Source organism: Shimia marina, from assembly GCF_001458175.1.
In the GTDB taxonomy this organism is placed as follows: Bacteria; Pseudomonadota; Alphaproteobacteria; order Rhodobacterales; family Rhodobacteraceae; genus Shimia; species Shimia marina.
This window is the reverse complement of the sequence record NZ_CYPW01000027.1, coordinates 503015-524111: the sequence shown is the minus strand read 5'-3', so window position 1 is coordinate 524111 and position 21097 is coordinate 503015. Positions and strand designations below refer to the sequence as shown.

General features: G+C 54.4%; 20 protein-coding genes and 1 tRNA gene. 14 read left to right on the top strand and 7 right to left on the bottom strand.

All coding sequences use genetic code 11. The features are described 5' to 3' along the window. Nucleotides 1-23: 23 nt before the first annotated feature. Nucleotides 24-434, bottom strand: a complete 411-nt coding sequence (locus SHM7688_RS15145) for a SufE family protein (RefSeq protein WP_058240765.1) — start codon at nt 432-434, stop codon at nt 24-26. A gap of 139 nt (nt 435-573) precedes the next feature. Between SHM7688_RS15145 and SHM7688_RS15140 the strand changes: the two genes are divergently transcribed. After that, complete coding sequence (locus SHM7688_RS15140) at nt 574-1080, top strand: hypothetical protein (protein WP_144432600.1); 507 nt, start codon at nt 574-576, stop codon at nt 1078-1080. Between the two features lie 50 nt (nt 1081-1130). Here the strand turns inward: SHM7688_RS15140 and SHM7688_RS15135 are convergent. Together SHM7688_RS15135 and SHM7688_RS15130 are read right to left on the bottom strand one after the other, a co-directional pair. After that, nucleotides 1131-1207, bottom strand: a tRNA-Ile gene (locus SHM7688_RS15135). A gap of 35 nt (nt 1208-1242) precedes the next feature. Next, nucleotides 1243-2175, bottom strand: coding sequence for a LysR family transcriptional regulator (locus tag SHM7688_RS15130; RefSeq protein ID WP_058240763.1), 933 nt, complete (start codon nt 2173-2175; stop codon nt 1243-1245). Nucleotides 2176-2481: 306 nt separating this feature from the next. On the opposite strand from SHM7688_RS15130, the gene SHM7688_RS15125 reads away from it, so the two are divergent. From SHM7688_RS15125 to rnd, 4 genes are all read left to right on the top strand, one after another. Further along, complete coding sequence (locus SHM7688_RS15125) at nt 2482-3264, top strand: MBL fold metallo-hydrolase (protein ID WP_233486619.1); 783 nt, start codon at nt 2482-2484, stop codon at nt 3262-3264. 109 nt (nt 3265-3373) lie between these two features. Continuing rightward, nucleotides 3374-4423 carry a phosphoribosylformylglycinamidine cyclo-ligase gene (gene purM, locus SHM7688_RS15120; RefSeq protein ID WP_058240761.1) on the top strand — a complete coding sequence of 350 codons (1050 nt, stop codon included), beginning with the start codon at nt 3374-3376 and terminating at the stop codon, nt 4421-4423. Then, the gene (gene purN, locus SHM7688_RS15115; protein ID WP_083499069.1) at nt 4420-5013 is read left to right on the top strand and encodes a phosphoribosylglycinamide formyltransferase; all 594 of its coding nucleotides are present in this window, start codon (nt 4420-4422) and stop codon (nt 5011-5013) included. Before purM ends, purN begins: the two co-directional genes overlap by 4 nt. Before the next feature lie 85 nt (nt 5014-5098). Then, on the top strand, nt 5099-6256 hold the full coding sequence (gene rnd / locus SHM7688_RS15110; protein WP_058240760.1) for a ribonuclease D: 1158 nt from the start codon (nt 5099-5101) through the stop codon (nt 6254-6256). 42 nt (nt 6257-6298) lie between these two features. On the opposite strand, the gene cls is transcribed toward rnd, so the two are convergent. Then, nucleotides 6299-7708: a cardiolipin synthase gene (cls, locus tag SHM7688_RS15105; protein WP_058240759.1), complete on the bottom strand. Its 1410-nt coding sequence runs from the start codon at nt 7706-7708 to the stop codon at nt 6299-6301. A 433-nt stretch (nt 7709-8141) separates the two neighbouring features. On the opposite strand from cls, the gene SHM7688_RS15100 reads away from it, so the two are divergent. Next, nucleotides 8142-8486, top strand: a complete 345-nt coding sequence (locus tag SHM7688_RS15100; RefSeq protein WP_058240758.1) for a TfoX/Sxy family protein — start codon at nt 8142-8144, stop codon at nt 8484-8486. A gap of 151 nt (nt 8487-8637) precedes the next feature. Here the strand turns inward: SHM7688_RS15100 and ndk are convergent, their stop codons facing one another. After that, a complete protein-coding gene (gene ndk, locus SHM7688_RS15095; RefSeq protein ID WP_058240757.1) occupies nt 8638-9060 on the bottom strand; it encodes a nucleoside-diphosphate kinase in 423 nt (140 codons plus the stop codon). 133 nt (nt 9061-9193) lie between these two features. Here ndk and SHM7688_RS15090 point away from each other — a divergent pair, with 133 nt between their 5' ends. The 3 genes from SHM7688_RS15090 to SHM7688_RS15080 are packed head-to-tail and all read left to right on the top strand — an operon-like array spanning nt 9194 to nt 12314. After that, a complete protein-coding gene (locus SHM7688_RS15090; RefSeq protein WP_058240958.1) occupies nt 9194-11044 on the top strand; it encodes an ABC-F family ATP-binding cassette domain-containing protein in 1851 nt (616 codons plus the stop codon). A gap of 42 nt (nt 11045-11086) precedes the next feature. Then, on the top strand, nt 11087-11713 hold the full coding sequence (locus SHM7688_RS15085; RefSeq protein WP_058240756.1) for a MarC family protein: 627 nt from the start codon (nt 11087-11089) through the stop codon (nt 11711-11713). A gap of 19 nt (nt 11714-11732) precedes the next feature. Continuing rightward, nucleotides 11733-12314 carry a retropepsin-like aspartic protease family protein gene (locus SHM7688_RS15080; protein ID WP_058240755.1) on the top strand — a complete coding sequence of 194 codons (582 nt, stop codon included), beginning with the start codon at nt 11733-11735 and terminating at the stop codon, nt 12312-12314. Between the two features lie 14 nt (nt 12315-12328). Here SHM7688_RS15080 and SHM7688_RS15075 read toward each other — a convergent pair whose 3' ends face one another. Then, nucleotides 12329-12796: a DNA polymerase III subunit chi gene (locus tag SHM7688_RS15075; RefSeq protein ID WP_058240957.1), complete on the bottom strand. Its 468-nt coding sequence runs from the start codon at nt 12794-12796 to the stop codon at nt 12329-12331. Nucleotides 12797-12801: 5 nt separating this feature from the next. Further along, a complete protein-coding gene (locus tag SHM7688_RS15070; RefSeq protein WP_058240956.1) occupies nt 12802-14268 on the bottom strand; it encodes a leucyl aminopeptidase in 1467 nt (488 codons plus the stop codon). A gap of 158 nt (nt 14269-14426) precedes the next feature. On the opposite strand from SHM7688_RS15070, the gene lptF reads away from it, so the two are divergent. The 5 genes from lptF to pdxA are packed head-to-tail and all read left to right on the top strand — an operon-like array spanning nt 14427 to nt 21027. After that, entirely contained in the window at nt 14427-15545 is a 1119-nt protein-coding gene (gene lptF, locus SHM7688_RS15065; RefSeq protein WP_058240955.1) for an LPS export ABC transporter permease LptF, read from the top strand. Continuing rightward, complete coding sequence (gene lptG / locus SHM7688_RS15060) at nt 15542-16639, top strand: LPS export ABC transporter permease LptG (RefSeq protein ID WP_058240754.1); 1098 nt, start codon at nt 15542-15544, stop codon at nt 16637-16639. The genes lptF and lptG overlap by 4 nt, the downstream gene beginning before the upstream one ends. Beyond that, a complete protein-coding gene (locus tag SHM7688_RS15055) occupies nt 16636-18795 on the top strand; it encodes an LPS-assembly protein LptD (protein WP_058240753.1) in 2160 nt (719 codons plus the stop codon). The genes lptG and SHM7688_RS15055 overlap by 4 nt, the downstream gene beginning before the upstream one ends. A 22-nt stretch (nt 18796-18817) precedes the next feature. After that, nucleotides 18818-20062: a peptidylprolyl isomerase gene (locus SHM7688_RS15050; RefSeq protein WP_083499087.1), complete on the top strand. Its 1245-nt coding sequence runs from the start codon at nt 18818-18820 to the stop codon at nt 20060-20062. After that, nucleotides 20059-21027, top strand: coding sequence for a 4-hydroxythreonine-4-phosphate dehydrogenase PdxA (pdxA, locus tag SHM7688_RS15045; RefSeq protein WP_058240752.1), 969 nt, complete (start codon nt 20059-20061; stop codon nt 21025-21027). The genes SHM7688_RS15050 and pdxA overlap by 4 nt, the downstream gene beginning before the upstream one ends. Nucleotides 21028-21097: the final 70 nt, after the last annotated feature.

Below are 21097 nucleotides of genomic sequence, written 5' to 3'. Positions count from 1 at the left end.
CCCGCAAGGGCATGAAAACAGTGCTAAACCGCTTCGCTCGCCACCAGACGGATGCGCTCGATCATTGCCCGTAGCCCATTGGAACGCTGAGAGGACAGATGTTCGTTCAACCCCAGGCGCTCCATTTCTGCACGCGCGTCCACGCTCAAAACATCGGCCACAGGCAACCCGTTATAGAGTTTGCGCAAAACTGCAATCAATCCGCTCACAATCATCGCGTCACTGGCGCCCTCAAAGGAAAACACACCGGCCTCAATCTTGGGGTGCAACCAAACCTGACTGGCACATCCATCCACTTTGGTGGCAGGCACGCGCAGCGCTTCTTCCAACACGGGCATGTCTTTGCCCTGTTCAATCACATAGCGATAGCGATCTTCCCAGTCCTCAATGAACTCGAAGTCCTCCACAATGTCTTCAAAAGCTTGCGTCGCCATGTCAGCCGGTCTCCAGATTGGTTTCTTTCACCTAATATTCCAAACCCCAAAGGTCTACCTCAAAACTGATACACCTCTAAGGCGCTTTTCAAAGGCCGATGAATAGGCTAACCCATGGGGCAAAGAATGAGGCTGATCAATGCGCGCACCTGTCCTGTTTTTGCTGACTGCAACTCTTACACTCTCTGCATGTCAGTCCCGGTGGAACCCGGCAAATTGGTGGGGTGCTGACAGGGAAAGCACAGTTCAAACAGATGTGAATCCCTTGATTCCTGAGCAAACCTCCGATGGGCAGTCATTTTCCGTCAGTCAAGAACAGGCGCAATACATCGGCGTCCCAGTACAGCGCATCAGCCGTGTCGAAACACACCGTGTCCCAGAAGGTCAACTTATCTTGGTGGTTGGTGTCGCCTCAACGCACGGCATGCATGATGTGCGACTTATCGCACGGGATGGCGGCTCCGTTGAAAGCGGTGTGCTGACACTTGACCTTATGGCATTACCGCCAAGTAAACCGATCATTGGTGGCTCCGATATCACACGCCAACTTACCTCCGCAACGGTCCTGACAGATCAACAGCTTGCTGGCGCGCGCAGCATTCGCATCAAAGGTGTTGAGAACAGCATCGACCAGCGAATTCGTTAAGCGCTATATCCCGCATACGAAGCCAGTGTTGCTCAGAGTTTGACGGTTTTTGGTAGGCCCGGCAGGACTTGAACCCGCAACCAAAGCGTTATGAGCGCTCTGCTCTAACCAATTGAGCTACAGGCCCGTCATGTGAGTGGTTATGAGATGGTGCGAAGGGCGTCAAGCCGTCATTTTTGCATTTGCTTCAATCTCTTCAAGCCCTGCGCTCAACGTGGCAAGCTTGTCGACAAATGCGTTGATCACCAGATCAACCTTGGATCCAGGAACAGTCTTTGTTGGCGAAAGCGCAAACACGTCTTTCCTCGGCGCGATGAATCTGGGCAAGATTTCTTCATAGATCCCGACCTCCAGTTCCTTTTGTATCAGAAGTCGCGCCGCGCGCGTGTATCCCATACCGGTGCGGACCGCGTTTAGGATGATTTCCGGATCATCGGCGGTGAATCCAATGCGCACAGGCACCTCATGTGCCACCCCACTTTTATGAAGTATAAACTGTCCCCCTGATTTTTCTTCACGATGCTGAATAAACTTCAAATGCATTAGGTCTTCGGGGGATTCTGGCCTGCCGTGTGCCTCAAGATACGTCGGGCTGGCGAAGAAAACAGTTTCAAGGGACGCTATTTTGCGCCCAAAGCCAGCGGTGTCCCCGAGCTTACCTGCGCGGATCGCCAGATCATATCCTTCGCGAACGACATCTACCATCCTGTCGTCCAGTCGGAGAATGATATCCAAATCTGGATGCACTTTGCCCAACTCGAGCAAAACAGGCCCAAAAACAACGCGCCCAAGGAAATTTCCAGCACTGATCCGTATTTTCCCACTCACATCCTGATCAAGCGCCTCCAGCTCAGCCAGCATCAACTCATAGCGTTCCAAAAGTTTCTGCGCATGCTCTTGCACAAGGATGCCCGCACGTGTCCCCGTTACACCTTGAGAAGAGCGATGCAGGAGCTGCTGTCCGAGGTGGGTTTCCAGTTGACGCAACTGTTGGCTAACGGCTGATTGAGATATACCGCGTCGCAGGCCTGCGCCGGAGAGGCTACCTGCGCTTAAGGCGCTGATCAAAGTTTCAAGCAGTCCCAAGCGATCCATGATATTAGATTTCCTTATGGTCGATATTAGCGATCCAGCGGTACGAAACTGAATTTACGCGCATTAATTGAGTTCAGCCAGATATTTTCTGGACAACACTCTCTTTTGATAACGGAGCTCCTAATGTCTATTACCCGCAGATCTCTCTTGGCCTTCGCAGCGACAACCCCTGCTGCACTTGCTGCGCCTTCACTTTCATTTGCTAGCTCGGCAGCCGATACCCCCTTTCAGGGGACTTATCGGTTTACGGTTGGTGATGCGACCGTAACGGCACTTCTGGACGGCTACATCGACATTGCGCCAGATTTGATCACTGGCTTTGAGCAAAACCGCGCTAAGGCCTCTCTGAAAAAAGCGCAGCAATCACTATACGCTGGCGGCGTACGGATCCCTGTGAACGCCTTCCTCATTGAGATGCACGGAAGGCGTATTTTGATTGATGCCGGTACGTCCAATTTATTGGGAGACACGCTTGGAGATCTGCAGGCAGCACTGAACGCACTCAACGTGCGGCCAGATACAATTGAAATGATCGCTCTCACACATATCCATCCAGACCATGCGGGCGGCTTGATTGATGCTCAAGGCGCCGCGGTCTTTGCCAATGCACAAATTTCCATCGCCGATGAGGAATACCGTTTCTGGCATGATGACTCGATTATGGCGAGCGTGCCGGAAAGCGCCCGAGGTTTTTTCCAAATCGCAAGGAACTCGGTAGCGCCATATAAAGATCGGTTGATCCTCCACACGGGTGAGGAAGAAGTGGTTTCGGGTCTCACCTCCCTGCCCCTTCCGGGCCATACACCAGGTCACTCTGGCTACATCCTGAAATCTGCGGACAAGCAGCTACTGTTCTGGGGGGATGTTATCCACCTGACTGCACTGCAATTTGAAACCCCTGGCATGACAGTCGCCTTTGATACGGATGCGCAACAAACCGTGCAAACCCGCCTGAAATTGCTTGATCGTGCGGTCGCGGATGATCTCTTATTGACGGGCGCACACATCGACTTCCCAGGATTGGGCAAGGTGCGACGCGCGCAAGACGGCTACGCCTTCCAAGCGACACCCTGGCAATACGGCGCATGAGGCGTGGATTGCACCGTCTGTTAGCGCAGACGGTGCAATCCTTGGTTTCCTTTGGCCAAGTGATGCAGTAAGCAGCACGCCAAGCAACGGTTTCTAAGGACGTATCCCCATGAGCGACGGCAAAAACGGCATCACCTACGCAGATGCAGGTGTGGACATTGACGCAGGCAACGAGTTGGTGGAGCGCATCAAGCCAGCCGCAAAACGCACAACGCGTTCGGGCGTGATGGCTGGATTGGGCGGATTTGGCGCGCTGTTTGACCTCAAAGACGCAGGTTACTCCGACCCAATCCTCGTCGCCGCAACCGATGGTGTGGGCACAAAGCTTCGGATTGCGATCGACACCGGAAACGTTGACGGTGTTGGCATTGATCTGGTGGCGATGTGCGTCAATGATCTGGTCTGTCAGGGCGCAGAACCACTATTTTTCCTAGACTATTTTGCCACAGGGAAGCTGGAAACCGAAACCGCAGCGCGCATCATCGAAGGCATCGCGGAAGGATGCTATCAATCGGGGTGCGCTTTGATTGGGGGCGAAACTGCGGAAATGCCCGGTATGTATGAAGCGGGCGACTTTGATCTTGCCGGTTTCTCGGTGGGTGCGATGGAGCGCGGCTCGGATCTGCCCGCAGGCGTAAAAGAAGGCGATGTGCTGATTGGTCTTGGCTCCAATGGCGTTCACTCCAATGGGTATAGCCTGGTCCGCAAGTTGGTCGAAGTTTCTGGATTGTCCTGGGATGACACTTGCCCTTGGGACGAAACCCAAACTCTGGGCGCGGCCCTGCTCACGCCAACACGGCTCTATGTGAAACAGGCTCTGGCTGCAGTGCGCGCTGGTGGCGTACATGCATTGGCGCATATCACCGGTGGTGGCCTGACTGAAAACCTGCCACGTGTCTTGCCCGAAGGTTTGGCTGGTGACATTGATCTCGCTGCATGGGAACTGCCCTCAGTCTTCAAATGGCTCGCCAAAACCGGCGGAATAGATGAGGCGGAGCTGTTGAAAACCTTCAACTGCGGGGTCGGCATGATCCTCGCAGTGGAGGCGGATCAGGCCGAATCTTTGGCAGCGTTGCTGAAAGATCAGGGCGAAATGGTGTATACGCTTGGCCGCGTGACGGCAGGTGAAGGTGTCACCTATACAGGATCGCTTCTGTGAAGAAACGCGTCGCGATTTTCATTTCTGGCGGCGGATCCAACATGGTCCGCCTGCTGGAGGATATGAACAAAGACGACCATCCGGCAGAACCTGTGCTCGTACTCGCCAATAGTGCAGATGCTGGCGGGCTGGCCAAAGCCGCTCAGATGGGCGTCAAAACCGTCGCGGTGGACCATCGTCCTTTCAAAGGGGATCGCGCCGCTTTCGAGGCCGCGCTACAGGCAGAACTGGATACGGTGCAGCCCGACATCCTGTGCCTCGCAGGCTTCATGCGCGTTCTCACGGAAGGCTTTGTCGCCACATGGGAAGGGCGCATGTTGAACATCCACCCGTCGCTTTTGCCAAAATACAAAGGTTTGCACACCCACGCGCGCGCAATAGATGCAGGTGACGAAGAACATGGATGCACGGTCCATCTGGTGACGCCCGCCCTTGATGATGGCCCTATCCTTGGGCAGGCCACGGTTCCCATTGAAGATGGCGATACCCCCGAAACGCTCGCTGCGCGCGTATTGAAACAAGAGCACGAGCTCTATCCAGCCGTTTTGCGCCGTTTTGCAGCCGGAAATACCACACCCATCACTCTTTAAGCCTTGGTCAATTGCTTTCCGCTAAAATTGTCCTTAGTCCTGATGACAATATCAAGGCACAGTAGAGCTAGAAGAAAAGCCGCACATGAAAACTCTCACAACAACTGAAGAGCTCGCGCAGTTTTGCAACATGGCGCGCCAAGAGCCCTATGTGACAATCGACACCGAATTTCTGCGCGAACGTACTTACTATTCCAAGCTCTGTCTGATCCAACTCGCCATTCCTGGCGATACCGATGATACTGCGGTTTTGGTGGACCCGCTGGTAGACGGCTTGTCGCTTGAGCCGCTTTACGAACTGTTCCGGGACACCTCTGTTGTCAAAGTATTTCACGCCGCGCGTCAGGATCTCGAAATTTTCTTTGTGGAAGCTGGTGTTTTCCCGGATCCGCTCTTTGACACACAGGTCGCCGCAATGGTGTGCGGCTTTGGCGAACAGGTCGGCTATGAAACACTGGTGCGTAAAATTGCCAAGCAGGGACTGGATAAAAGCTCCCGTTTTACCGACTGGTCGCGCCGTCCCCTGACCGAAGCACAGAAAACATACGCTTTGGCCGATGTGACGCATCTGCGCAAGATATATGAGTTTTTGGCCGCAAAGTTGGCTGAGACGGGACGTGCGCATTGGGTTCAGGAAGAACTCCAGATGCTGACACGGCCTGAGACCTATGTCATCGATCCGGAGAATGCTTGGAAACGGGTGAAAACCCGCACCACCTCGCCAAAGTTTCTCGCAATCGTGCGTGAGCTGGCAAAGTTTCGCGAAGCCTATGCTCAGAGCCGCAATGTGCCGCGCAACCGCGTGTTCAAAGATGACGCATTAGTGGAGCTGGCCTCCACCAAGCCCGGTAATATGAACGATCTTGGTCGGTCGCGTCTTCTCCTTCGTGAGGCACGCAAGGGCGAGATTGCGGATGGCATTCTGACCTCTGTGAAGACAGGTCTGGAATGCCCCGCCTCCGACATGCCCCGCGTGCCCAAAAAGGATGACAAGCAGCAGGTCAACCCGGCGCTGGCGGATTTGCTGCGCGTGCTGCTGAAGGCCAAGACCGAAAGTTCTGGCGTGGCCCCAAAGCTGATCGCGACCTCTGCGGATCTGGACGCTTTAGCCTCTGGCAGCCGCGATGTGGCTGCATTGCACGGCTGGCGGCATGAGGTTTTTGGCGCGGATGCGCTGCGGCTTTGTGAGGGGAAGGTGGCACTGGCGGCAAAAGGCACTGCGGTAAAGATCGTTTCCCTCTGACATCAAGTCGGACACCCCCTTAAAGATGTCTGCGCTACCGATCTATAGGATCGGAGCAAACAGACGTGCGATCGGTGCCCCATAACGGACGTGCCAGGGATGCTCTGAAAGTGGCATCTCAAGCAATTCGGCTTGTTCAAAGTCCGTTTCAAGCATCTGCGCCACGTCTTGCGCAGCGCGCGGATCAAAAAACATCGCCATCGCTTCAAAGTTCAACCGGAATGAGCGATTGTCGAGATTGGTCGTGCCAACGCCCGCCAAAATATCATCCACCAAAATCACCTTTTGATGCATAAAGCCCGGCTGATAGCCATAAATTTTAACGCCGGCCAAACGCACTTCATCAAAGAAGGCAAAGCGCGCCAACCAGACGATACGATGGTCAATTGTACTTGGCAGCAAAAGACGCACATCCACGCCACGCATGGCGGCGACTTTTAGGGCGCTCAGAATATCACGATCAGGCACAAAATAGGGTGAGGCAATCCAAACACGCTCTTTGGCTGCGCAAATGGCAGCGAAGAACATCAAGGCTCCGGTTTCAAGCCGGTCAGCCGGCCCCGTGGGCACCAGTAGCGCGTTCATATCCTCATGCACCGTTTCCGGAGCCCAATTTAGCGCATCGCCCAAAACCTCATCTGTCACCCAATGCCAGTCTTCGGCAAAAACGAGCTGCAACTGCATCACCACAGGCCCCAGAAGTTTGATATGCGTGTCCCGCCAGGTGCCCAATGCAGGGTCTTTGCCAAGATACTCGTCCCCCACATTATGCCCGCCGATGAAACCAACGCGACCATCAACCACCACGGTCTTCCGGTGATTTCGGAAATTGATTTGGAAACGCGTCTTAGGTCCACGCATTTCGGCATTTGTCGGTACTTTCACCCCCGCGGCGCTTAACTCATCCAAATAAGCTTGAGAAAGGCGGAGGCTGCCAACTTGATCATACAGGAAGGCAACAGAGACACCGCGCTTGGCGGCGGCGATCAAATGGTCCTTAAGTTGCCCACCCAATGCATCATCGCGAAAAATATAGAACTGCACCAAGACATAGTGTTCGGCTGCATCAATGGCTGAAAAAATCGCTTCAAAAGTGGCTTCGCCATTTTTCAGAAGCGACATACTGTTGCCGCGCATGGTGTCCAGATCCGCTACTTTTTCTAAAGCATACGCCACCTGTGGCAAAGGCGTGACGGGTCGGTGTGTCTCGTGAAAAGAACTTAATCCCGCATGAATAAGGGCAGAGTTCCTTCGTGCAACTGTATAGTGTGAAAATCGGTGATGACCGAAAAACAAATACAAAGGCACCGCAAAAACTGGCGCAAATATCAGGAACAACACCCAGCCCATGGCCCCCTGCGCAGTCCGCGCCGAAGAAATAGCCCGCCATCCACAATAAGCGGCACTCAACTCCAGCAGCAGGATGCCGGCAGCGATCAAGCTCGTCCACATGTGCAAATTCCCCTCTAAGCCGGCTTAGCGTATCGATCGTCTCGTTTATGGCAAGTAGGTTTGAACCGCGCCAGACTGCCACGCAAAAGAATAGAATTGAGCCTTTAGTGCAAAAAAATGCCCTAATTTGAGCACTCCGCAATCAAAACAACCGGGCAAGCTGACGTCATAGTTTAACACGCAGTCTTCTAAGACGGTCTGCACAACTTTGAACGAAAGGCTCAGTTATGGCTCATTCCGCAAAAGATCTCGCCGCACAACCGGCAAAACCTGCGCGTCAGGACAAACCCGCCAAAACCAATGGGTCTGCTCCCAAACCGGTATTTTCCGACTGGGCGATGATTTGACCAACAGTCTCTAGAGAAACGCGATTAAAAACAGCTAACCGCCAATTGGCTTGAAATCAAATTTGCCCCATGTCACCAAATAGGGCATGAGCACACCGGTTTCTTCCATTCGCAATCTTGGTCCCGCGGTCGAGGCTGCCTGCCACAAAGCGGGTATTCACTCAGCGGAAGAACTCCGCGCCTTGGGAGCCGACGAAACCTACACAAGACTGCTCAGATCGGGCACACGCCCCCATTTCATTGGCTACTACGTACTCGTTATGGGGCTCCAAGGGCGCCCCTGGAACGATTGCAAAGGTAAGGAAAAAGCAGAGCTGCGCGCACGTTTTGATGCGCTCAAAGCCAAAACACTTACCCCAAAAGTCAATGCCACAAATGAGCTTGAGGCATGGCTCGACAAGATCGGCGTGATTGAAAAATCCGCGCTCTGATCCACGTTCCCTGTTTCATTTGCCCCCAAAAGTCCCCGGGGAACCAGAGGGGCTGGCCCCTTTGCACCTCCTCACCATAGGCACATCAAACGAAAAGCGCGGAAGGTTGCCCTCCCGCGCTCAAAAATCGTCATCCGTGAAACGGTCAGGCTTAGCCCACCAGCTCTAGGCCGGAGAAGAAGTATGCGATTTCTACCGCTGCTGTTTCAGGCGCGTCGGAACCGTGCACGGAGTTTTCGCCAACGGATTCAGCGAACTCGGCGCGGATCGTGCCTGGTGCTGCATCTGCTGGGTTGGTTGCGCCCATGACTTCGCGGTTTTTCGCGATCGCGCCTTCACCTTCCAGAACCTGTGCAACGATTGGTGCGGAGGCCATGAATTCGCACAGTTCGTCGTAGAAAGGACGCTCTGCGTGAACCGCGTAAAACACACCTGCCTGCGCTTTGGTCAGGTGGATGCGCTTTTGTGCAACGATACGCAGGCCAGCTTCTTCGAACTTGGCGTTGATTGCGCCGGTCAGGTTGCGGCGGGTGGCATCGGGTTTGATGATCGAGAAGGTGCGTTCCAGAGCCATGTCTGTATCTCCATTAAACTGAGGGCCATACACCGTGTCTGGCCAGCATTCGAATTGGCGCTCCGATAGCATGGGTTTGGACACTTGAAAAGCGATGATTGACGCCGCTGCAATACTGCGCCAAACCCGCATCATGCTTAAGATCTCAGACATCGCCTATTCCGTCGAAGGCCGCCCTCTGTTTGAAGGCGCCTCAGCGACCATTCCCACCGGCCACAAAGTGGGTCTGATCGGCCGCAACGGGGCCGGAAAAACCACTCTGTTCCGCTTGATCCGCGGAGAGTTGTCACTCGAAGGCGGCAGCATTACCCTGCCCCACCGCGCGCGCATCGGCGGAGTCGCACAGGAAGTGCCCTCTAACGAAGTGTCTCTGATCGACACTGTTTTGGCCGCTGACAAAGAACGCGCGGCCTTGCTCGCTGAAGCGGAAACCGCCACCGACTCAGACCGCATCGCCGAAATTCAAACCCGCCTGAGCGACATTGACGCCTGGAGTGCAGAGGCCCGCGCCGCCTCTATCCTGAAAGGGCTGGGCTTTGATCATGAGGATCAACTGCGTCCCTGCTCCGACTATTCCGGAGGTTGGCGCATGCGCGTCGCCTTGGCCGCTGTATTGTTCTCTCAGCCGGACTACCTGCTGTTGGATGAGCCGACCAACTATCTCGATCTCGAAGGCGCGCTGTGGCTTGAGAACTATCTGGTCAAATATCCGCATACTGTTCTCATCATTTCGCACGACCGTGAGCTTCTCAATCGCTCTGTTGGCGCGATCCTTCATTTGGATGAACGAAAGCTGGCTTATTATACCGGCCCATATGATCAATTTGCCCGCCAGCGTGCCGAGCAGCGCGCGGTTCAGGCCGCAGCCGCCAAGAAACAACAAGCGCAGCGTGAACATCTGCAAGCCTTTGTCGATCGCTTCAAAGCCAAAGCGTCAAAAGCCAAACAGGCGCAAAGCCGTGTGAAAATGCTGGAGAAGATGACGCCCATCACCGCGCCCGAAGATGCGGCGCGTGTTGTGTTCACCTTCCCCAAACCCGAAGAGCTTTCGCCGCCCATCATTGCGATTGAAGGTGGATCCACCGGCTATGACGACAAGGTGGTGCTAAAAAACCTGAACCTGCGTATTGATCAGGATGATCGCATCGCGCTTCTGGGCAAAAACGGTCAGGGTAAATCCACGCTTGCAAAACTTCTGTCCAGCCGTCTTGATCCCATGGGCGGCAAATTCACCACATCCTCCAAACTGCGCATCGGCTTTTTTGCGCAGCATCAGGTGGATGAGCTTTATGTCGATGAAACCCCAATTCAGCACCTGATGCGCGAGCGCCCCGCAGAAGGTCAAGCGCGCCTGCGTGCACGGCTTGCTGGCTTTGGCCTCGCAGCTGCGCAAGCGGAGACCGAAGTAGGACGCCTGTCAGGTGGGCAAAAAGCACGCCTGTCGCTCTTGCTGGCCACCTTGGATGCGCCGCACCTGCTTATCCTTGACGAACCGACCAACCACCTTGATATCGAGAGCCGCGAGGCCTTGGTGGAGGCGCTCACCGCCTACACCGGTGCGGTTATTCTGGTCAGCCACGACATGCATCTGCTCACTTTGGTGGCCGATCGACTTTGGTTGGTAAAAGACGGAACAGTGAAACCCTATGAGGATGACCTGCAAGCCTATCGCAAACTTTTGCTGACAGCTGAGAAACCTGCAGGCTCCAAACCCAAGCCCAAACCCGTCGCCAAGAAAGCAAGCCGTGATGAAATCTTGGCTCTGCGCGCAGACGTCAGGAAATCAGAACAACGGATCGAGAAGCTTAATGAGATGGCAGACAAACTTGCCACCAAACTTGCCGATCCGTCATTTTATGAGGGTGACAAACTTGGCGAAATGGAAATCTGGCAGAAGAAATACGCCGAAGTCCGAGATGCCCAAGACCGCGCCGAAGATCTTTGGATGAAGGCGCTGGAAAAGCTGGAAAAGGCCGAGAGCTGACCGTAGCCTCAACGTCACTCTAAGAGGGAGCACCCAAACACTATGGACAGCGCCGCCTTTATCACGGCCTTTGTGACGCTCTTCGTCATCATAGACCCAATCGGGCTCTTCCCGATCTATGTGTCCTTGACACAGGGCGTGCCTGCGCAGCAACGACGCATGATTGCCATTCGCGCATGTGTCACCGCTTTCATCATTTTGTCTGTCTTCGCATTTTTGGGCGAGGCAGTATTGAATGGCATTGGCATCTCCATGCCAGCCTTCCGCATTGCGGGTGGGATCCTCCTATTTCTGACGGCCCTGGACATGCTATTTGAACGCCGTACCAAACGGCGCGAAGATCAAGCCGAAGAAGCAGAGGAGGACTACCCCGATCCCTCCATCTTCCCTCTGGCCATACCGCTCTTGGCGGGGCCAGGTGCAATCACATCTGTGATCCTTTTGGCAGGTCAGGAAAGCGGCGTGCAGACCACCGTTGCGGTCCTTGGCGTCGCACTTCTCGTGTTAAGTATTGTATTTTGCCTATTTCTGACCGCAGGGTTTCTCGAGCGCCTTCTCGGCCGTACCGGCATTACCGTCATCACACGCCTGCTTGGCATGTTGTTGGCGGCATTGGCGGTGCAATTCATATTGGATGGATTGAAAGACTTTGGCCTGATGGCCGGCTAGACCAAAGAAAGACACCGCCATGAGCGAATTTGATGTTGGCCACCTTATCTATATGGCACTTCTGTTGATCATGGTCCTGATCTGGTTTCTTTCTTCGGGCCGCATCAACCTCGGACAAACCCTCCGCCACGCGGCGATCTGGGCGCTTATCTTTTTAGGGGCCATCGCTCTTGTTGGGCTTTGGGAAGACATTCAACATTCGGTGCGCCCAATGCAGTCCGTGCTTGCCGAGGATGGCCGGATCGAGATTCCACGCAACGCGGATGGGCATTTTTACGCAAATCTCGACATCAATGGCGCGTCTATTCGATTTGTTGTCGACACGGGGGCCACAGATCTTGTTTTGACACAGGCGGATGCCCGCCGCGCCGGACTGGACCCTGACAATCTACCTTACTTCGGGCGCGCCATGACCGCCAATGGCGAAGTGCGCACCGCCCCTGTTTGGCTGGAAGATGTCTCTTTCAGCGGCATTGAAGACCACGATGTGCGTGCCAGCGTGAATGAAGGCGAGATGTCACAATCCCTGCTGGGCATGAGCTATCTGGAACGTTTCGAACAGATCACCATCGCAGGAAACAGGCTGATCCTGATCCGCTAAGCGACCGTTTCATGTCAGGCAGCACCGCTTTCGGCCTTCTTCTGCCAGTTGCCACTTTCCTCAGACCAATATTGCGCGGCACAGCCCCCATCGGTCAGCGCTTTCCACTGTCCGCGCGCGTGCTGCACTGCCTCCGGGTCATGACCATCAAATAAGATACAGACCCGATCCGAGGCCTGAACTTCTTCTGCGCTGACCTGTGCGCCATCCACCGACATCACACATGTTGCTCCATTGGCCAACATCGTCTCAGTGGTCAGAAGAATGGGTTGCATGGCATCATGTGCGCCACCAGCAAGGCCATGGGCAAGAAAACTCTCCTCGCCCAAAAGCCATAGTTTCTGATCAAGCCACTCCATGCGGCCGGGATCAACACCGCGCACGGCAATTCTCCACCCTGCCCCGCGCGCCTTTTCTAAAAGCCGCGGCAAGGTCACATCCATGGATGCCTGGGTCAGGTGGTAGAAATAAGCCGCACCCACGCGCATTACTCCTCGAAATGGTCTGCCACAAGGCGGCTCAGGGCGCTCACACCCCAGCCCGTGGCGCCCGCTGGCGCAAGCGCGGTCTCAGATTTCACACTGGCCACACCGGCAATATCGAGGTGAATCCAAGGCGTTCCGTCCTGCACAAACCTCTGCAGAAACTCCGCAGCCGTAATGGATCCTGCAGGTCGCCCGCCGACGTTTTTGACATCCGCAATGCGCGATTTCAGCTGTTTGGCATAGCCGCTGCCCAAGGGCATGCGCCACGCACCTTCACCTTCAGCACCTGCTGCCTTCAAAAAGGCATTACACAGCGTGTCATCATTGGAAAACACACCGGCATTGTCATGCCCCAAACCAATGATGATCGCCCCCGTCAGGGTTGCCAAATCAATCATGCCAGCGGGTTTGAAACGATCTTGGGCATAATGCATCACGTCACACAGCACCAAACGGCCTTCTGCATCGGTGTTGATCACTTCGATGGTGTCACCTTTCATCGATGTCACAACATCACCTGGGCGGGTCGCACGCCCAGACGGCATGTTCTCAACCAGCCCCACAAGCCCAACCACATTGGCTTTTGCCTTGCGAAGTGCCAGAGCCTTCATCGCCCCTGCGACCACGCCGGCACCGCCCATGTCCATGGTCATGTCTTCCATACCCGCCGCAGGTTTGAGAGAAATACCCCCGGTGTCAAAAACAACACCTTTACCAACCAACGCCAGCGGCGCGGCGTCTTTTTCCCCACCGTTCCACTGCATGACAACCACTTTCGAAGGGCTTTCGGAACCCTCACCAACCGACAAAAGCGCGCCCATTCCCAGATCTTTGAGTGCGGCTTCGTTCAGGACCTCAACCTCAACACCAAGATCTTTCAAAGCAACAAGACGATCGGCAAACTCTGTTGTGGCCAATACATTGGCAGGCTCATTGACAAGATCGCGCGTGAAAAACGTTCCCTCCGCAACTGCCAGCAAAGGTGCTGCTGCTGCTTCAACATCGTCGGGCTTGCTCACCATCATGCACACTGCACGTGCATCATCTTTGGCCTCTGCGGTTTTGTGATCCGCAAACCCATAGTCGCGCATCGCAATGCCAAAAGCGATCTGTGCGGCTTTGGGATGTGTGCCCGCCAGCACGGTCAGTTCCGAGCCGTTGCGCGCCTTGCCAAGTGCAGCGCCAGCTTTGCGCGCATCTTCCACCGAGCAGCGGCGCGGCAGAACCACCACGTCCACGGCCTCTGCCTTCAAACCAGCCGGAAAGGCCAAGGCGATATGAGTCCCGGCCGCAATGTCCGCGCCTTTTTGCTCACGCAGTTTTTCAATGGCCCCTCTGGTCAGCCGATTGATGCGCCGCGCCCCCTGATCAAGGTTGCCTTCTGACGGCACAAAGACAGCAATCCGTCCTTCTACGTCGGCAATCGTGTCCAACTGTGTCTCTTCAAAAGCAAACTGCACAGGGCGCATCATCTGTTCTCCGTGTTGATGGTACAAAACACCTAACCCGCGACTTCCCGCTTGACCAGAGTGATCCCAATGACATCCGCCAGTTAGCAGTTTCACCACCTAAGCAATTCCTCTAAACTGCACGCAAACAAAGAACGGCACTTGGGGGATTTTTGGGCGTGAGCAGATTCGACAGATATATCTTGTCGCAGCTCTTGACCCTGTTTGGCTTTTTTGCGCTGATCCTCGTGTCGGTCTATTGGGTCAATCGGGCTGTGTCGCTGTTTGATACGCTGATCGCCAGCGGGCACAACGTGTCTGTGTTCCTTGAATTGTCTATTCTAACCTTACCCAATGTCATCCGTTTGGTGTTGCCTATGGCGGTGTTCGCGGGGACTCTTTACGTAACAAACCGCCTGTCCAGTGAAAGCGAACTCACGGTCATGCAGGCCACAGGTTTCAGCCCTTGGAGGTTGGCACGCCCTGTCGCTGTATTCGGGATCATTTCAGGTTTGATGCTCTCGGTTTTGACACATTATCTGGTGCCTGCCAGCAACGCGACTTTGAGCGAGCGGCAAAAGGAAATTACTGAAAACATCACGGCACGCCTTTTGACGGATGGTACTTTTCTTCATCCTTCAAGTGGCGTGACATTCTACATCCGAGAAATCACATCCGATGGCGTACTACGTGACGTTTTCCTGTCAGATAATCGTACGCCAGGTCGTGCAACGACGTACACAGCATCAGAGGCCTATCTCGTTCAAGATGAATCCGGACCTAAACTGGTAATGGTCGATGGGCTTGCCCAGTTTTTTAGCGCAGATACCAATCAGTTGATGACAACCAACTTTGCTGATTTCTCTTATGACGTGGGCGTAATGATTGACCCGCAATCTGCTCCGAAGAAGTCAGCGCGCCATTACCCGAGTTGGGAAATTGCGGGTAAAATTCCTCAGGTCGCTGAAGAAACTGGTGATAGTATTGGCCGCATCACGCAAGAGTTTCACGAACGGTTCTCCCAACCGATCATGTGTGTTGTTTTCGCATTGATCGGATTTGCAATGCTGATCTCAGGAAGCTTCAGTCGATTCGGTGTTTGGCGCCAAGTTCTGATTGCCTTTGTCATTTTGGTGCTGTTGGAAACGCTGAAAAATGCCATGGACTCCCCAGTGCGCGCTGCGCCTGAGACTTGGCCTTTGGTCTATTTGCCAGCGTTTCTGGGACTCGCCATTGCCGCAGGACTATTGAACTTGTCTGCCAATCCGATCCATCTGCGACGGAGGATGGCGAAGTGACCGTACATTTCTATTTCGCCAGAAAGTTCGTTTGGATCTTTCTTGGTATTGTTGCCGTGTTCTTCATCCTGACTGTTCTGGTGGACATGATGGAACAATTGCGACGTTACGACGTAAACGAGGTCGGCTTTGCGAAGGTCGTGGCTCTCACTTTGTTGCGCACCCCCGAAAGCATCTACCAACTTCTTCCATTAATCGTGATCTTGGCAACAATTGCTCTTTTCATTGCTTTGTCGCGCAGCTCGGAGCTCGTGGTCGTGCGTGCAGCAGGTCGATCAGGCATCATCTCTGTGCTGTCCCCTGCAATCATGACACTGATCATCGGCGTGGTTGCTATTACCATGTTCAACCCAATCGTAGCGTCGACCTCGGTTCAATATCAGGTGCAGAGCGATGCGCTGCGATCCAATGGTTCCAACGCACTGTCCTTTTCCAAAGAAGGGATTTGGTTGCGTCAAGGCGGCAGCACAGGCCATGCAGTTATTCATGCGGCCCGTACAAATGCAGATGCCACCGAATTTGTTGATTTGAGCATCATTGCCTATTCTGAAAACAACGGTCCCGAACGACGCATTGAGGCTGTGTCCGCCCGCTTGATTGAGGACGGGTGGGAGCTTAGCAATGCGCAGGTTTGGGATCTTAATGGTGGCATCAGTCAGAGTGCTGACGCATCTTTCCACGAAACTCTATTGGTGGGGAGCAGCCTTACACCTGATCGTATTCGGGATCGATTTGGGACCCCATCTTCGGTTCCCATTTGGCAACTGCCAGGCTTTATTCGCGAATTGAACGACGCAGGTTTCTCAGCGCGGCGCCATACGGTCTGGCTTCACATGGAGCTGGCGCAACCCCTGTTTCTCATGGCAATGGTACTGATCGCATCCGCATTCACAATGCGCCATACTCGTTTTGGCAACACTGGGATCGCGGTTCTCACGGCTGTATTGATTGGCTTTAGCCTGTACTTTGTACGTAACTTTGCTCAAATACTTGGTGAGAATGGTCAGATTCCAGTCTTACTGGCAGCTTGGGCCCCTCCTACTGCAAGCGTGATGTTGGCACTCGGGTTGTTGTTGCATATGGAGGACGGATGACAAACGTACTTTCCCGTCTGCTCGCAGCCACAGCACTTACCTGTGCTCTGTCAAACCAGGCGTTTGCACAGGGTACAACGCAATCGAACACGACCAATCCCCCGCCGAAGAAAGTTGTCCTTGTTGCGGATACTGTTCATATATCCGCAGAAGGCTTGCTGGTTGCTGAAGGGAATGTCGAGGCACTGGCAGATGGCATCCGGTTGCAGGCCACACAAGTCACCTACGACAATCAGACTGGCCAAATCAATTTCGAAGGTCCTATTCGCATCACACAGGGTGAAGATGTGTCAATCATCGCGGATGCCGCAGAGCTCGACAACGAACTGCGCTCTGGTCTGATCAGAAGTGCGCGCGTGGTGCTCGCTGGCCAGATGCAGATGGCATCTGCTGAGATGAAGCGGCTTGATGCACGGTTCAATGTTTTGAACCAGACAACCGTCTCGTCTTGTAGAGTCTGTCAGACTGGTGAGCCCCCACTATGGCGTATCCGTGCAAAACGTGTTGTTCATGATCAGCAAGAGCGGCAGATCTACTTTGATCACGCCAGCCTATTGATCCGAGACGTGCCTGTTTTTTACTTTCCGCATCTGCGGATGCCAGATCCAACTCTTGATCGCACCCAGGGATTCTTAATTCCTACAATTGAAAGCACCAGCCTATTGGGCTACGGCGTCAAAGTTCCGTACTTTATTCCTCTCGGAGACACCCGAGATCTGACACTCACGCCATATCTGGCTTCTGAGACTCGCACGATGGAATTCCGGTATCGTCAGGGTTTTGAAAAAGGCGGCATCGAGTTCAACGGCGCGCTCTCTGATGATACCATTCGCCCTGACATCACGCGTGGCTATGTGTTTGCAAACGGCCTCTTTGACTTAGGACGCGACTATAAGCTGACCTTCAATCTGCGCGCTGTGAGCGACGACAGCTATCTGTCCGACTACGATTATTCCGATCTGGATCGCCTGAACAGCAATATCAAAATTTCACGCGCAAACCGCGATGAGAGCACTGAGTTTGCATTCCATCATTTCAAGTCGCTACGGGCAGAGGAAGACAATGACACGCTGCCGTCTCTCGTGCTGCAGGCGCAAACAGAGCGCCGCTACTTTCCAACATCAATAGGCGGTGAAATACGCACGCGCGTCGAAGCACACGGCCATCAACGCCGTTCCAGTGTCGATGGCGATGCTGGACGTGACGTGGGCCGTGCAAATGCATCTTTGCAATGGTTGCGCAACTGGACACTACGTGGCGGTCTGAGAGCTGGCGTCACTGGCGAGTTGGCTTTCGACGCTTATCGCACTCTGAACGACAGTAGCTTTTCCTCCTTTGACAGTGCCATAACGCCTTCCATCGCTGTGGACTTCCGGTATCCCTTGGCGAAGATAGCTGCAGACGGCGCAACCTACCTGCTTGAGCCGGTGGCTCAAATTGGCTGGACTGGTGGCAACAATCTCGACGTGGCCAATGACGAAAGCACGCGCAATGAATTTGACGAGGGCAATTTACTCTCGCTGTCGCGCTTTACATCTTATGATCGCAGAGAGAGAGGCGCGCAAACCGCTGTTGGCCTAAACTGGTCACGCCTCAATACCAAAGGCTGGCAGAGCCATGTATCTTTGGGGCAAATTTTTCGCTCCGAGGCGCAAGGCGACTTTACCCAGACTTCTGGCCTGTCTGGGACAACTTCTGACTTCTTGATCGCAGGACAATTGAAAAACCAAACGGGTCTCCTCCTCAACGCCCGTGGTCTCATTGATCCCAACGGCACCTTGGACAAAGCCTCCGCTCGGGTCGGCTGGAGCAACAGCACTCTCTGGTTGGATGCCAGCTACATCTGGCTGAATGAAGACTTACAAGAAAACCGCGATCAGGAAATTTCTGAGCTCGCGCTCGACAGCCGCTACCGCTTGGCACGCCATTGGACCGGCCTGCTGGATTGGCGGTTTGACGCGGTTTCAGGACGTGCTTCAGAAGCAGGTCTCGGCCTTGAATACAGAAACGAATGCGTGAAGGTGGAACTTTCACTCTCGCGCCGCTTCTCGACTTCTTCTACCGTACAATCCAGCACAAGCGTTGGCCTGAGCGTGGCTCTGCTTGGCTTTTCGGTGAATTCTAACAATAAGAGTTATGACCGCACTTGCGGCTGATTTGCAGGAAGACAAGACACAAATGACGCAACGCCCCGTGATCCGCTCCTTTTTCCGCGCTTTGACTGGCACGGTCGGTACTTTGGCTCTCAGCGCATTTCTAACTGGTACCGCCTTCGCCCAAAACGCGTTCAGCCCGGCTATCCTGGTCAATGACGCGGCCATCACCTATTTTGAATTGGATCAACGAGCCCGTTTGCTCGCCATCATGAGCGCACCAGGCAACCCCGAGGAACTCGCGCGCGAACAGTTGATCGAAGACCGTCTCAAAGCACAAGCCGCGCGCCAAATTGGAATTGAACCGTCAGAGGAAGGCATCCAATCGGGCATCGAAAACTTCGCAGCCCGTGTAAACATGAATCCGGAAGACCTGATCAAAGCCTTGTCCGGCGAAGGCGTCGACGCAGAAACACTCCGTGATTTTCTCGCATCTCAAATCACCTGGGGTGCCGTCGTCCAAACCCGCTTTGGCCGCAATGCCGAAATTAGCGAAGATGAAATTGATCGGGCCATTGCGCAAAACAGCGGTGCAGGAGGTGTACGCGTTCTACTGTCTGAAATCATCATCCCCGTCACGCCTCAGAATGCACGACAGGTCAACAGTCTTGCAGCACAAATCTCCGAAATCTCAAGCTTTGAGGAGTTCGAAGCTGCTGCGCGTACTTATTCCGCTGCGGGCACCAAAGAAGATGGTGGACGAGTTGATTGGATGAATGTCACAAAATTGCCACCCGCCCTACGGCCAGTCCTCAGTGCAATGCGGCCAGGTGACGTTAGCCCTCCGCTGCAACTTCCCAACGCCGTTGCGATCTTCCAGATGCGCAGCGTTGCCGAAACTGGACGCGCTGCGCCGAACTACGCGGCCATTGATTATATCACCTACCTGCTGCCTGGTGGACGCACCGAAGAAAACCTACAGGAAGCTGCCCGCATTCGCGCTACGGTAGATCGCTGTGATGACCTGTTTGGTGTGGCTTTTGACAAGCCAGAAGAGCTTCTTACTCGTGAAAATAAAGCGCCCAATGAAATCCCCAAGGACGTTGGGTTGGAGTTGGCAAAGCTGGACGACAATGAAATTTCCACCAATCTGACCACAGCAAATGGCCAATCTATGATTGTCCTAATGCTGTGTGGTCGCACAGCCACTTTGGATGAGGAAATTTCGCGCGAGGATGTGGCTCAATCCCTACGCAACACACGTTTGGAAAGCTACGCAAACAGCTATCTCAGCCAGCTGCGCGCGCAGGCCCGGATTTCCGAAAAATGACAGACCGCCCCATCGCGCTGACCTGTGGAGAGCCTGCTGGCGTTGGCCTGGAAATAGCGGAAAAAGCCTGGAGCGCTTTGCGCTCTGAGCTGACATTTTTTTTAATAGCAGATCCCGATCATTTGCCAGGCTCGGTGCCCGTTCAATTGATTGACGACCCCGCTGATGCGATTGCCGTGATGGCGCAAGCCCTACCGATCATGGCCCATCCCTTTGCTGCGCCACGCACCCCGGGACGGGCAGCGCCACAGAATGCTGAAGGCGTAATTGACGTCATTGCTCAGGCTGTCGATCTTGCTATGTCTGAGCAAGTCTGCGCCATCTGCACCCTCCCAATCCATAAAAAGGCACTCAAGGACGGTGCCGATTTTGCCTATCCCGGCCACACAGAGTACTTAGCTGACCTCGGCAATGTCGAGCGCGTGGTCATGATGCTGGCCTCAGACCAGTTGCGCGTCGTGCCTGCAACCATTCACATTCCCCTCTCAGAGGTGCCATCGGCGTTCACACAAGAGGTGTTGGAAGACACCATCCGCATCACGGCAAAGGGCCTGCAGGACCAATGTGGTGTGGCCGCGCCACGGATCGCAATCGCTGGCCTCAACCCACACGCTGGTGAAGGCGGTGCCATGGGCCATGAAGATGCGACTGTTATTGCACCTGTGATCACAAAATTGCGTGCCGAAGGCTTTGATCTCGCAAGCCCACTTCCGGCGGACACCATGTTTCATGCAGCCGCCCGCGCGCGCTATGATGTGGCGATCTGCGCTTATCACGATCAGGCGCTTATCCCAATCAAGACCCTGGACTTTGACGGGGGCGTCAATGTCACCTTAGGTCTCCCGTTCATTCGTACCTCCCCGGATCATGGCACCGCATTTGACATTGCAGGCACAGGTCAGGCCAATCCTTCCAGTACGATCGCGGCACTGCGCATGGCGCGGCAGATGGCACAAAGCGCTTGACGCTTCATTTGGCTGCAAATATCCCCGCCGGAGGCAGAAATCGCGGCACAGCCGCCAAACCACAGGGCTG